Source organism: Ferrimonas marina (assembly GCF_900129905.1).
GTDB classification, from domain to species: Bacteria; Pseudomonadota; Gammaproteobacteria; order Enterobacterales; family Shewanellaceae; genus Ferrimonas; species Ferrimonas marina.
This window is the reverse complement of the sequence record NZ_FQXG01000001.1, coordinates 612,365-624,621: the sequence shown is the minus strand read 5'-3', so window position 1 is coordinate 624,621 and position 12,257 is coordinate 612,365. Positions and strand designations below refer to the sequence as shown.

Here is a 12,257-nt window from a genome sequence, read left to right as displayed (position 1 = left end):
GCGCACAAGTGTTAGCTGAAAATATTCCGTTCGGTTTTTCACCGCTCAGCAGGGGAGTGCCGCTGGGCAAGGTACTGGTCCCGGTCGATGCCGTAGATCTCCACCGAGATGCCACGCACCACGTCTTTACGAAGGTAGTGCTCCCCCAGTTTCATTGCCAGTGCCTTGGAGGCCCGGTTATCCGGGTGGATGATGCTGATGATCTGCTGACGGTCGGTGTGGCCAAAGCCCCACTTTAAGGCAGCGCTGGCGGCCTCAAAGGCCAAGCCCTGGCGCTGATAGGCCGGTGCGATGGTCCAGCCCAGTTCAAAGCCTGGCCAACCCTGTGGTTGCAAAAAGCCAACCCGACCGATGCAGTGGCCGCTGGCCTTGTGTTCTACCGCCCAGTGGCCGAAGCCGAGTAAGCTCCAGTGCCCGGCGATCATCGCCAGGTGGCGCCAGGCGTCCTCCCGGCTCATCACGTCGCCACCCAGGTAGCGCATCACCTCGGGATCCGCACACAGCGCCGCATAGGCTTCGAAATCGGTGTGTTGCCACTGTCGCAGGCGCAGGCGTTCGGTCTCCAGTTCCATGGTGCAGGGGCTTCCTTATGGGTCTTAGCAAGAGGGGATGATGGGCAGGGCTAGCGCAGGATCTCCAGTACCTGTTCGTCACTGAGCACCGACAGGTGCCCCTTGGGGTAGCCAGCGCCGGTATCCAGCCAGACCCGGTTGCCATGACTGCGCAGAATCGGCTGTGGGGTGTGGCCCAGCACCAGGGCGTCGATGCCGGACAGACGGTCAGGGTAGACCCCACGGGCCATCTTACCCAGGGTTTCCCGTGACCACTGACAGATCGCCTGCTGACGCTCGTCCAGGCCCCGCTTGGCCTGCTTCTTTAATCCGTTCCAGCTGTCGCAGGGGGACTCCGCATGGAGCACGCCAATTTTGGCGTTCAGCCTGGGCAGGGCCACCTCCAGCACCAGTGGCAGCGCCTTCACCTTGTGTTGGGTCAGGCTGATCACCTCATCCTGCTGCTCCGGAGTGAGCTCATCAAACCAGTCACCACCGGCGGTAAGCCAAAGATCCCGCAGCTTGTGATCCCCCGCCATGGCCCCCACCAGCATCGCTTCGTGATTACCCTGAACCGCATGGAACCAAGGTTCCTGCAACAGCCGCAGGCAGTTGAGGTTATCGGGCCCGCGGTCGAGCAGATCGCCGACGCTGAACACCCGGTCGCCGGCGGACGGATCGAACCCCTGCTGGCGCAACAGGCGCTGCAGTTGTCCAAATTCGCCATGGAGATCGCCGACGAAGAAGGCGCGTCCCTGGCAGGTCAGCTGGGCAAAGTGAGAACCGCTCATAGCCTTAAGGCTAACTCACAACCGGTTGAATTGGCATAAAATAAGTTTCCTTTTGCCGGCAAAGATAAGAAAACACAGGGGCTGAAACGCCGATGTCTTGCAATTTGTCGGTGAGACGATAGGCTTGCCGCCTGTCATAAATCTGCCACATAGGAAGCGAGTGATGTTCAAGCGCCTTGCCCTGTCTACCCTGGTGGCTGCCGCGGCACTGTCCGGTTGCAGCAGTCTGAACACAACCCCGGCACCGAAGGTGAACAATGTCATCTTTATGATCGGCGATGGCATGGGGCCGGCGTTCATTACCGCCCATCGATACGACCGGGCCGGTGAGCCTGGGCGCCAGGTTGAACCCACCATCTTCGACCAACTGCTGGTGGGCATGGCGGCCACCCATCCTGCCGAGGACACCTGGGTTACCGACTCAGCGGCGTCCGCTACGGCGCTGGCCTCCGGCGTTAAGAGCTACAACGGCGCGGTGGGGGTTGATACCGACAAGCTGCCGGTGCGCACCATGCTGGAGCAGGCCCGCAAGGCCGGCATGCACACCGGGGTCGTCGCCACCTCCGAAGTGAACCACGCCACCCCGGCGGGCTTTGTGGCTAATGTGGCCAGTCGCCGTATGTACGAGATCATCGCCGAGCAGTACGTCAACAAGCGCATTGCCGACCAAAGCATGCTGGATCTGATGATCGGCGGTGGTCAGCGCTACTTCCCGAGGGAGGAGGGCGGGCTGGCCGAACAGCTGGCGGAGCAGGGCTTCCAACAGGCCTGGTCGCTGGAGGAGATGACCAAGCTGGACGCGCTGCCGGCCATGGCGCTGATGTCAGACCGGGGGATGCCGTTTGCCATCGATACCGACACGCCCAAGCGACTGTCGTTGATGACCGACAAGGCACTGGAGCTGCTGGATGGCCAGGATAAGGGCTTCTTTTTGATGGTCGAGGGCAGCCAGATCGACTGGTGTGGCCACGCCAACGATATCCGCTGCGCCTTGGGCGAGATGCAGGATTTTGCCAAGGCGGTAGAGCGGGCCAAGGCCTACGTTGATGACAACCCGGACACCCTGCTGGTGATCACCGCCGATCACTCCACCGGTGGTCTGACCCTGGGCAGCCAGGGGGAGTACGCCTGGTTACCCACCGCGGTCAACCAGGTCTCCCGTACCTCCAGCTACATTGCCGAGGCGATGCTGGCCGAGCCGGAGCGCAGCGTGGCCAGCCACTGGCAGGACCACGCCAAGATGACCCTGTCCGAGTCGCAACTGGCGGCGATTGAGGAGGCCAGGGAGCGCCAGGTGGCGGGCGAGGGCCGCTATACGCTCTCCAATGCCATCTCCAAGGCGGTGGCAGACAACTCCTACACCGGCTGGACCACCAGTGGCCACACTGCGGTGGATGTGACGGTGATGGCCTACGGCCCTGGCGCAGAGCAGTTTGCCGGCTACCAGGACAACACCGACATCGCTAAGAAGCTGATGGGCTTGATGGCTCGGTGAGGCCTGGGTACTAGGCGCTAGGCGCTAGGAGCTAGGAGCTAGGAGCTAGGAGCTAGGCGCTAGGAGTTAGGAGCTAGGTGCTGGGAGCTAGGCGCTGGGGGCTAGGCGCTAGGCGCTAGGCGCTAGGCGCTTACAGCCAGGTGCCTAAAGACAGCGAATAAACAAGGGAGCGACGGGTCGGCAGGCCGGTCGCTCCCTTGTTGTTTCAGGCCGGTGCCTCGGTGGGGGCACGCCGTCGTGGGTCCTGCTGATAGAACTGGGCCAGCTGCTGGTACCACTGCGGGTAAGCCTCGGCCAGGCGGTGGGGCAGGGTAAAGAACGCCTCGGAGCTAACCGCAAAGAACTCCACCTTGTTCTCCAGGCCGTAGGGGTCCATCGGCAGGGCGGCGATCGCCGCCTCATCCTCCTGGCAGGCGTCGAAGGCCTCAGCCAAGGCGTCATAGGCCTGATCCAGGGCCTGTTGCCACGGCTTGAGCGACGCGTCCGGCAGGGCCGGGCAGCCGTTGGCTTCGCCACTGGCCATGTCCAGCTTGTGGGCCAGTTCATGCACCACCAGGTTAAAGCCACTCCAGTCTCCGCTGTGTTGCAGATCCACCAGGTTCAACAGCACCGGGCCCTGCTCCCAGGCCTCGCCGGCCAGGATGGGGGCGTCGTCGTGCACCAACCCCATCTCGTCCAACCGTTCGCCCGGTGCCACGAACTCATCGCCGTAGAGGGTGACCTCGTAGAAGGTGGCATAGGCCTCCAGCCCCAGGTGCAACACTGGCAGTGCCGCCATCAGAGAGGTGTAGATGCAGGTGGCCTCATCCAGCTCCACACCCGGGCCGGCAACGAATCGCTTTTGCGCCATAAACCGCTGGGCCAGGGCGATCAGCGTCCGCTGCTCCTGCTCCGACAAGCCGGTCAGGATGGGCAGGTTTTGCAGATAGTTTTGCCACAGCCGTTCACGGCCTTTTTCATCCTGGCTGGGACGACGTGTGAACCACTTCAGCACCGGGCAACCCGCTCCTTTGTCTTGGTCATTGGGAAAAGAAAATGGCAGATCAAGCTTGATCTTTGCCAAGGGTGATCGGACCCAAGTATCCGGTGTTTTGGGGTGATCTGGAAGGGGCCTTTGGCTATAGTTCGCCGCCTTCTCGAGCGGCCGATTACTCCGTCGCCAATCTCTGTTCGCATTCTAAGCCGTTGGCAGCCATCCGCTGCTTTGTTGATCCGGATCACGGTCGTGACTGGGCAGACAGTGTTGAATGTGCGCACTATATATTGTGTCAGAACAATTATTGGTCACCAGATATGGTGTTCCAGCTCAAAAACCTCATTCATAGGAGAAACACGAATGCCAGTGGTCATTAAGCGGGATGGATGCCGCTCAACCTTCGACGGTGAACGCATCAAACAAGCGGTTTTGCAGGCAGCGGCAGCAGTAGGCTGTGGCGATGCCCGTTATGCGCAACAGGTGGCCGATACCGTCGCTGCCCAACTGGCTAATGAGGAAAAGGTGGCGATCCAGGATATCCAGGACGCGGTGGAAAACGTACTGATGGCCGGCCCGCAAAAAGAGGTGGCCCGCGCCTACATCGAGTACCGCCATGACCGCGACCTGGCCCGGGAACGTGCCAGCCGCCTGAACCAGGAGATCCGTGGCCTGGTGGAGCAGAGCAACTCCGATCTGCTCAACGAGAACGCCAACAAGGACTCCAAGGTGATCCCCACCCAGCGGGATCTGCTGGCGGGGATCGTGGCCAAGCACTACGCCTGCCGCCACATCCTGCCCCGTGAGGTGGTGGAAGCCCACGAGCGTGGCGAGATCCACTACCACGATCTGGATTACGCCCCCTTCTTCCCGATGTTCAACTGCATGTTGATCGATCTCAAGGGGATGCTGACCGGCGGCTTCAAGATGGGCAACGCTGAGATCGACACCCCCAAGTCGATCTCCACCGCCACCGCGGTGACCGCCCAGATCATCGCCCAGGTGGCCAGCCACATCTACGGCGGTACCACCATCAACCGCATCGATGAGGTGCTAGCTCCCTACGTCACCACCAGCTACCAGAAGCACCTGGCGGTGGCCAAGGAGTGGGATATCCCGCAACCGGAAGCCTACGCCGAAGCCCGCACCGAGAAGGAGTGTTACGACGCCTTCCAGTCGCTGGAGTACGAGGTCAACACCCTGCACACCGCCAACGGCCAGACCCCCTTTGTTACCTTCGGCTTTGGCCTCGGCGACAGCTGGCAGGCGCGCCTGATCCAGCAGTCGATCCTGAAAAACCGCATCCACGGCCTGGGCAAGAACCGCAAGACCGCGGTGTTCCCCAAGCTGGTGTTCGCCATCAAGGAAGGCCACAACCGCAAGCCCGGTGACGTCAATTACGACATCAAGCAACTGGCCCTGGAGTGCGCCAGCAAGCGGATGTACCCGGACATTCTCAACTTCGACAAGGTAGTGGAGGTGACCGGCTCGTTCAAAAACCCGATGGGTTGCCGCTCCTTCCTCGGCGTGTACGAGCAGGAAGGCCAACTGCAGCACGATGGCCGCAACAACCTGGGCGTGGTGTCACTGAACCTGCCCCGCATCGCCATGGAAGCCAATGGTGACGAAGCGGCGTTTGATCGCATCCTGGAAGAGCGTCTGGCGCTGTCCCGCCAGGCCTTGATGACCCGCATCGAGCGGCTAGAAGGGGTCAAGGCCCGGGTTGCCCCGATCCTCTACATGGAGGGGGCCTGTGGTGTCCGCCTCAAGGCCGACGACGACATCAGCGAGATCTTCAAAAACGGCCGTGCCTCCATCTCCCTGGGCTACATCGGCCTGCATGAGACGGTGAACGCGCTGTTTGGCGATGCCAAGCACATCTACGATGACGCCCAAATGGCGCAAAAGGCGGTGGCGATCGTTGAGCGGCTCAAGCAGGCAGTGGAGCAGTGGAAGGCAGAAACCGGCTACGGCTTCAGCCTGTACAGCACACCGAGCGAAAACCTGTGTACCCGCTTCTGTAAGATCGACACCAAGTCGTTCGGCGTGCGCGATGGCGTCACCGACAAGGGCTACTACACCAACTCCTTCCACCTGGATGTGGAGAAGAAGGTGAACCCTTACGACAAGATCGATTTCGAGATGCCGTACCCGGCCATCACCTCTGGCGGTTTTATCAGCTACGGCGAATACCCCAACATGCAGCACAACCTGGAAGCGCTGGAGAACGTCTGGGATTACAGCTACGACCGGGTGCCGTACTACGGTACCAACACCCCCATCGACGAGTGCTACGAGTGTGGCTTCACCGGCGAGTTTGGCTGTACCAGCAAGGGCTTCGTCTGCCCCAGTTGCGGCAACTCAGAGCCCACCAAGGTGTCGGTGACCCGTCGGGTTTGTGGCTACCTGGGTAGCCCGGATGCGCGCCCGTTCAACGAGGGCAAGCAGGAAGAGGTGAAGCGCCGGGTTAAGCACCTGTAAGCTTCGCCAGGCGCCAGGCGCTAGGTGCTAGGTGCTAGGTGCTAGGTGCTAGGCGCTAGGCGTCAGGCGTCAGGCGCTGGGAGCTAGGTACTAGGAGCTAGGAGCTAGGCGCTAGGTTCTAGGCGCTGGGTTCTAGGTACGTGGTGCTTGGAGCTAAGAGCCTTGCGTCGCGCCAATGATACAAAGCCCCGACCCGGTCGGGGCTTACGTCCCTGGGCACACCAGGGAGGAGAGAGCCAATGAATTACCATGCGTACTACCCGGTGGATGTGGTTAATGGCCCGGGCACCCGGGCGACCCTGTTTGTCTCCGGTTGCGAACATCAGTGCCGCGGCTGCTACAACCAGTCCACCTGGCGCACCGACTCCGGTCATCCGTTCGATCAGGCGATGGCAGACCAGGTGATTGCCGATCTCAACGACCCCCGTATCCCGCGCCGGGGGCTGTCACTGTCCGGCGGTGATCCGCTGCACCCGGCCAATGTGGCGGCGGTGACCGCTTTGGTTGCACGGGTCCGGGCCGAGGCACCGGGCAAGGACATCTGGGCCTGGACCGGTTACACCCTGGACAACCTCAGCGCCGAGCAGCAGGCCCTGGTGGCCCAGCTGGACGTGCTGGTGGATGGCAAGTATGAAGAGGCACAGCGTGACCCCAGCCTGAAGTGGCGGGGCAGCAGCAACCAGGTGATCCACATCCTGAAACCGCAATAATGCGGTAAAAATGCACGGTCAGCCTTAATTCGCTGACCTTGCCTTGTCGCCTTGTTAGCGCATCGATAAGCTAGCCCTTTCGCTCCCCGTGGGACATTAAAAACAATGAAAACCGCTTTGGTCGCCGGCGCTACGGGCGCCACCGGCAGTGCCCTGGTCAACACCCTGCTGTCCGACGCCCACTACGACGAGGTCCATATCCTCAGTCGCCGCACCACCCATTGGCGTGCCAACGACAAGGTGGTGGAGCACATCCTGCCGCTGTCCCGCATCGCCGATCTCAAATCCAAGCAACCGATCACCGATATCTATTGCTGTCTTGGCACCACCCTCAAGCGGGCCGGTAGCCAACAGGCGTTTCGCGATGTCGATCTGGAGGCGGTGCTGGCGCTGGGTCGCTGGGCTGCCGCCAACGGCGTTGAAGCGATGCACGTGATCTCCAGCATCGGCGCCGACCCCAGCAGCCGTAGCTTCTACCTGCGCACCAAGGGCGAGATGGAGCAGTCGCTCTCCACCCTGGGCCTGCCCAGCCTCTACCTCTACCGGCCTTCGGTCTTGACCGGGGAGCGGGATGAGCGGCGGCTGATAGAGGGGCTCGGTGCCAAGCTGGCCCATGCTATGCGCTGGTTGCCGGGCAGCGAACGCTGGCAACCGGTGCCGGTGAGCCGATTGGCCCAGGCGATGGCGAGCTATGGCCGCGATCCCCAATCCGGCCGTCACCGCATCGGCAGTGAACAGATCCTGAGCAAACGCCCTGGCGAGTGAATTAACAGGGTTTTAACCAATCAGGCCTTGCCCTACACTGGCGTCAACACGGCGTAACCTGGGCAAGGAGTGACCATGGCCAAGCAGATCCGCTTCGGAGAGGCGGTAAACGATTCCGAACGATGGGCCTTCAAGATGTTGGCGGAGGAGCTGCCGGAGAATTACCTGCTGCTCACCAACATTGAGATCCCGACCCAAAGTGGCCAGGCACTGGAGGTGGATGCCCTGGTGATTGGCCAGTGGGGGATCTACGTGGTGGACGTCAAGGGCTACATCGGCCAGTTGGAGGCGGGGCAGCACGCCTGGCGTCTGGACGGTCGGGATGTGGACAACAGCCTGGCCAAGGCCAACTACGTGGCCCGCGTGCTGGCGGGACGCTTCAAGCACAAGTTCCCCATCGGGGTGTACGCCCCCTGGTGCCAGGGCATGGTGTTTGTCACCGGCCGTCGCGGCTCCGAGATCAGCCTAAACAAGACCAACAACAGCCTCTCCATCTTTACCCCCCAGCGCATCGTCGACGCTCTGACCAAAGAGTGGGCCCTGACCGCCCGCCATATTCACCCGGTGACCGATCAGCAAAAGCAGCACGTGCTGGATGCCATCGGTCAGGTGGCCCTGGTGGAGCAGCGCAACAACAAGATCCAGGACTTCGAGAAGCGCAAGTGCCTCTACATCAAGCACGGCCTGGAGATCTGGCAGGCCGACTACAACCCCGGTGACTGGCAGGCCCCCTGGCTGTTGAAGATCCTGGTGCCCTCGGAGTGTGAGGACAGCAACCAGGCCAAGGAGTTGGAGCGGCAGTTGCGCGAGGAGCTGTACCGCTTCCAGCAACTGGCCGGCTGCAGTGGCGTGCCCTTTACCGCGCCGCTGATCCAGGATGGTGAGCAGTTGGTGCTGCCGATCCGCATGCCCCGTGGCACCGCCATGCACCAGTTCGAGCTGAGCCGACTTAATCGCGAGCAGGCACTGCAGCTGCTGGTGCGGGCCTCCACCGCACTGCTGCAGATCCACCGCCGTGGCGTCACCGTCTCCGGCTGGGGTGAGAACGGCATCTTCCTGTCGGAGGAGGGGGAGGTGGAGTTTATCGACATCCGCAACACCCTGACCGAAGCCGACGATATCCAGCACTTTGCTACCGCCTTTGCCGAGCTGGCGCAACAGACCCACGAGCCGCGCATCACCAGCTGGTTTCGTGACGCCATCAAGGGCCACCAGACCAGTCTGGATCCGCTGCGACTGGACCTGACCCTGGTGCTGCAGCGGCCGCAAACCGCCCGGCTGGAAGCCAAGGTGGATGAGCTGGCGCCGGGCCGTACCATCGACGGCCGCTACCTGCTGGAGCAGGAGGTGATGAAAAGCGATAACAGCCAGCTGTGGCAGGCGATGCACCTGCAGGGCCAGTATCGCTGCGCCTTGTCAGTCTACCGCGAGGGCGCCAGGCAATGGCCGCAGCTGGCCTCCACCTACAAGAGCCTGAAGGGGATCTACCACCCCCATGTGGAGCAGGTGCTGGACTTTGGCGAGATGGGCGAGGCGGATACCCTCTACATCACCCGCGCCTGGGTGGATGGGCCGTCGTTGCGGGATCGTCAGGGCGAGATCCGGCTCGGGCAGCCGCGGATGTGGTGTCGTCAGCTGCTGACGGCGCTGCAATACCTGCACAGCCAGGAGATCTACCATGGCGCCATCTGCCCGGCCAACATCATCTGTACCGACGAGAAGGCGGTGCTGGTTAACTTCGGTGTCGGCCTGGATGTGGCCGCCAGTGGCTTTGCCCGCAACTACGCCGATCCGGAACTCTGGGCCCACCAGGGCCGGGCCGAGCAGGACATCTTCGGCCTGGTAGCCAGTTTTATCGACGTACTGGCCCCGGGCAAGGTGGCCCGCAGTCACCAGGACCTGCTGGATGCGGTGGACGCCTTCTCCGACAGCCTGATGCCACAAGCGTTTAAGGATCTGTGTCGCCGCGCTCTGAACTTTGAACTGGAGTTGCAGGTAGGCCAGGACTACCTGGCTCAGCTGGATATGGAGGCGGAGCAAGCGCCCTGGCTTAAGGATCTGCCCCCGGAACTGCTTGCGCCAGCGGAACAATAAAACGCTGCTTCAAGTCGTCAGGGCCGCCCCAGTGGGGCGGCCCTGTTGCTTTGCGGCGAGCATCTGTCGGGATTGTCTTCGAGCCCCTGTTTGGTCAAGGACAGTGTGGCTAACTCGTTGTAAAGTAGTGGCTTAGACACTGGTGCTGAAAACTGGCACCGGGTCAGGCAAGGCATCAAGCCAGCCTCACCGCCGGCCTTTAGGATGGGGCCGGACCGCCATCATAGGGAGATGAGATGATTCGGTGCATTACCGGGGCTTTGCTGGCGATGAGTATCGCCGCGGTAGCGGCCCCCTTACAAAACGAGTTCGTCGAGATTGCCGTTCAGGTCGATCAGCAGGCCGGCACCTTTGAGTTGATCTGTACTCCCAAGAAGGTGGCCTCCGAGCTGCCCAGCGGCTGGGTAGCCACCTGCAACGCCCTGGGTAAGCAGCTGCTGCAGCTGGCGGTGGACAGCGGCATGACGGTGCAGGTGGTCGACCAGCCCTTTGGACAGGCGGGCGAGTTTGCCCAGTTCAGCACCGACTCGTTGCCCGATAACGTGATCCCCCGTCGGATCATCAGCCCGAGCTTCGGCGAATGAGTCGCCCGTCCCAGGCCCTGCGAGCCTATTACGCCAGTGCCGATGAAGACCAGCGCCTGGTACGGCAAAACATCGCCCGGCTGGAGTTCGATACCACGGTACACTGCCTTGCTCCTTATCTTGAGGGCGCCGGTACACTGACCGAGCTCGGTGCCGCTACCGGCCGCTATGCCCTTTATTACGCCCAGCAGGGGCTGCAGGTCACGGCGCTGGAGCCGGTGCCGGAGTTGGTGGCGCAACTGCGCAGTAAAGCACGGCAGCACGCCGATCAGGGTCGGCCATTGCCGCTGGTGATCCAGCAAGGCAATGCCATGGCAGTGGACGGCATTGAGGCGCAATCCCAGGATGCGGTGTTGGTGCTGGGCCCGCTGTATCACCTGCAAAGGGAATCCGATCGCAACAAGGTGATGCAGCAGGCAAAACGGATCCTCAAGCCCGGTGGGGTATTGGCCATCGCCTACATCAGTCGCTTCTTTGTGGCGGGATTGATGGCAAAGCAGCTTGGTTCTGAGCTTACGCCGGCGCTGCTCACCGAGCTTTATCAAACCGGGCTGGTGAGCTCGCCTAAGGTCGATCCCTTTTTTCGTATCGGCTATTTCGCCACCCCCGAAGAGATGGCGCAACTGGCCAGGGACAGCGGCTTTACGCTGGAGGCGCACATCGCCACCGATGGCCATGCCCGGTTGATGGGGGAGGCGATTAATGCCTTGAATGAGGACCAATACCAGGCTTGGTTGGCACATCACCTGGCCAGCTGCGCCGAGCCATCGCTGCTGGGGGCCAGTAACCATGGTCTGGTGATCGCTCGTAAGGCATCATAGGGCTTATCATGAAGTCAGGACGATAGAAAACAACGCATTGCGACAAGGAGGTCGTGTTGAAGAAACGTTTTGAGTTTGCCGTTGGCATTCACCAGATCACCATCATCAATTCCTGGTTCCGGGGGGTAAAGCTGTTCGTCGATGGCGAGCTCATCGACAGCGATAACACCCTGCTGGCCCGGGAGGGACGAACCTTGCTGTCAGCGCGCCTGGGTGAGCTGGGCACCCTGGAGGTCAAGCCGCTCTCGGCCCTGGTCTCCGTTGAGATGGACGCCTACCTCAACGACGGCAAGCAACTGCATCATATCTATAGCTCGCACCAGTGCATCGACAACAAGCCGCGCACTGAGCGATCCCGGATGACGTTTTAACCTCTTTTCACCCCTCATTTGATATCAAGGAAGAGTCACGATGAGAAAACTGATACTCCTTAGCCTGCTGTTCTGCAGCAGCCTGTTTGCCGCCGATGACAGTGCCAAGCTGGAGGCCGCAAAGCGCTACCTGGCCACCACCCCCGTCAGTGAAACCCTGGATGAATTGGCGGAGAAGATGTCGGCACAGATGCCACCAGCCCATCGGGCCCGCTTTATCCAGGTGATGACCGAACAGCTGGATCACTCCCGGCTGGAGCAGGCCAGCCTGGAAGCCCTGGTGCACACCTTCACCCTTGAGGAGCTCAATGCCCTTGCGGATTTCTATGGCTCAGAGGTGGGCAAGGCGGTGGTAGCCAAGATGGGGGACTACATGGCGATCATGATGCCGCTGATCCAGGAGGAGATGCTGGCGGCGGCCCATCAGCTGCAGCAGCAGGAACCGATGGAGTAGGGGCCGACACGGTGCCGCCTGTCGGCACTGCCCGATCTGAAACTCGGTTATGGTGGCGATCCGGATCTTGGCGAGATCTTCGCTAAGCTCAATAAGATGGCCACGATGACCAGAAAGGGACCGCGCTTGCCAAGCTCAGCCGAGGCTGGGCATCGCCGGGCGCCGAA

At 61.6% G+C, this 12,257-nt stretch carries 12 protein-coding genes; 9 read left to right on the top strand and 3 right to left on the bottom strand.

The window, feature by feature from the left end:
- Nucleotides 1-38: 38 nt before the first annotated feature.
- Together BUC04_RS02890 and BUC04_RS02885 are read right to left on the bottom strand one after the other, a co-directional pair.
- A complete protein-coding gene (locus BUC04_RS02890) occupies nt 39-572 on the bottom strand; it encodes a GNAT family N-acetyltransferase (protein WP_067658392.1) in 534 nt (177 codons plus the stop codon).
- 50 nt (nt 573-622) lie between these two features.
- Nucleotides 623-1,342 (bottom strand): metallophosphoesterase, encoded by a 720-nt coding sequence (locus BUC04_RS02885; RefSeq protein ID WP_067658390.1) that lies wholly within the window; start codon nt 1,340-1,342, stop codon nt 623-625.
- A gap of 163 nt (nt 1,343-1,505) precedes the next feature.
- Between BUC04_RS02885 and BUC04_RS02880 the strand changes: the two genes are divergently transcribed.
- Nucleotides 1,506-2,837, top strand: a complete 1,332-nt coding sequence (locus tag BUC04_RS02880) for an alkaline phosphatase (protein ID WP_067658387.1) — start codon at nt 1,506-1,508, stop codon at nt 2,835-2,837.
- Between the two features lie 205 nt (nt 2,838-3,042).
- Here BUC04_RS02880 and BUC04_RS02875 read toward each other — a convergent pair whose 3' ends face one another.
- Nucleotides 3,043-3,831 (bottom strand): M90 family metallopeptidase, encoded by a 789-nt coding sequence (locus BUC04_RS02875; protein WP_067658384.1) that lies wholly within the window; start codon nt 3,829-3,831, stop codon nt 3,043-3,045.
- A gap of 342 nt (nt 3,832-4,173) precedes the next feature.
- Here BUC04_RS02875 and nrdD point away from each other — a divergent pair, with 342 nt between their 5' ends.
- The 8 genes from nrdD to BUC04_RS02835 all read left to right on the top strand — a co-directional run bounded on the left by nrdD (nt 4,174) and on the right by BUC04_RS02835 (nt 12,090).
- Nucleotides 4,174-6,291, top strand: coding sequence for an anaerobic ribonucleoside-triphosphate reductase (gene nrdD, locus BUC04_RS02870; RefSeq protein WP_067658381.1), 2,118 nt, complete (start codon nt 4,174-4,176; stop codon nt 6,289-6,291).
- Between the two features lie 239 nt (nt 6,292-6,530).
- Nucleotides 6,531-7,001: an anaerobic ribonucleoside-triphosphate reductase-activating protein gene (nrdG, locus tag BUC04_RS02865; RefSeq protein ID WP_067658378.1), complete on the top strand. Its 471-nt coding sequence runs from the start codon at nt 6,531-6,533 to the stop codon at nt 6,999-7,001.
- A gap of 105 nt (nt 7,002-7,106) precedes the next feature.
- Nucleotides 7,107-7,766 (top strand): NAD-dependent epimerase/dehydratase family protein, encoded by a 660-nt coding sequence (locus tag BUC04_RS02860; RefSeq protein WP_073325549.1) that lies wholly within the window; start codon nt 7,107-7,109, stop codon nt 7,764-7,766.
- Nucleotides 7,767-7,841: 75 nt separating this feature from the next.
- On the top strand, nt 7,842-9,860 hold the full coding sequence (locus BUC04_RS02855; RefSeq protein ID WP_082766619.1) for an NERD domain-containing protein kinase family protein: 2,019 nt from the start codon (nt 7,842-7,844) through the stop codon (nt 9,858-9,860).
- 236 nt (nt 9,861-10,096) lie between these two features.
- The gene (locus BUC04_RS02850; protein WP_067658372.1) at nt 10,097-10,444 is read left to right on the top strand and encodes a hypothetical protein; all 348 of its coding nucleotides are present in this window, start codon (nt 10,097-10,099) and stop codon (nt 10,442-10,444) included.
- A complete protein-coding gene (locus BUC04_RS02845; RefSeq protein WP_067658370.1) occupies nt 10,441-11,265 on the top strand; it encodes a class I SAM-dependent methyltransferase in 825 nt (274 codons plus the stop codon). The genes BUC04_RS02850 and BUC04_RS02845 overlap by 4 nt, the downstream gene beginning before the upstream one ends.
- A 56-nt stretch (nt 11,266-11,321) precedes the next feature.
- On the top strand, nt 11,322-11,636 hold the full coding sequence (locus BUC04_RS02840) for a hypothetical protein (protein ID WP_067658367.1): 315 nt from the start codon (nt 11,322-11,324) through the stop codon (nt 11,634-11,636).
- Nucleotides 11,637-11,676: 40 nt separating this feature from the next.
- Nucleotides 11,677-12,090, top strand: coding sequence for a DUF2059 domain-containing protein (locus BUC04_RS02835; protein ID WP_067658364.1), 414 nt, complete (start codon nt 11,677-11,679; stop codon nt 12,088-12,090).
- The last annotated feature ends 167 nt before the right edge of the window (nt 12,091-12,257 follow it).

What these genes read in the sequence shown, in the direction of transcription:
- BUC04_RS02890 (WP_067658392.1), bottom strand. Translation starts at nt 572, where the DNA reads ATGGAACTGGAGACCGAACGCCTGCGCCTGCGACAGTGGCAACACACC.
- BUC04_RS02885 (WP_067658390.1), bottom strand. Translation starts at nt 1,342, where the DNA reads ATGAGCGGTTCTCACTTTGCCCAGCTGACCTGCCAGGGACGCGCCTTC.
- BUC04_RS02880 (WP_067658387.1), top strand. Translation starts at nt 1,506, where the DNA reads ATGTTCAAGCGCCTTGCCCTGTCTACCCTGGTGGCTGCCGCGGCACTG.
- nrdD (WP_067658381.1), top strand. Translation starts at nt 4,174, where the DNA reads ATGCCAGTGGTCATTAAGCGGGATGGATGCCGCTCAACCTTCGACGGT.
- nrdG (WP_067658378.1), top strand. Translation starts at nt 6,531, where the DNA reads ATGAATTACCATGCGTACTACCCGGTGGATGTGGTTAATGGCCCGGGC.
- BUC04_RS02860 (WP_073325549.1), top strand. Translation starts at nt 7,107, where the DNA reads ATGAAAACCGCTTTGGTCGCCGGCGCTACGGGCGCCACCGGCAGTGCC.
- BUC04_RS02855 (WP_082766619.1), top strand. Translation starts at nt 7,842, where the DNA reads ATGGCCAAGCAGATCCGCTTCGGAGAGGCGGTAAACGATTCCGAACGA.
- BUC04_RS02850 (WP_067658372.1), top strand. Translation starts at nt 10,097, where the DNA reads ATGATTCGGTGCATTACCGGGGCTTTGCTGGCGATGAGTATCGCCGCG.
- BUC04_RS02845 (WP_067658370.1), top strand. Translation starts at nt 10,441, where the DNA reads ATGAGTCGCCCGTCCCAGGCCCTGCGAGCCTATTACGCCAGTGCCGAT.
- BUC04_RS02835 (WP_067658364.1), top strand. Translation starts at nt 11,677, where the DNA reads ATGAGAAAACTGATACTCCTTAGCCTGCTGTTCTGCAGCAGCCTGTTT.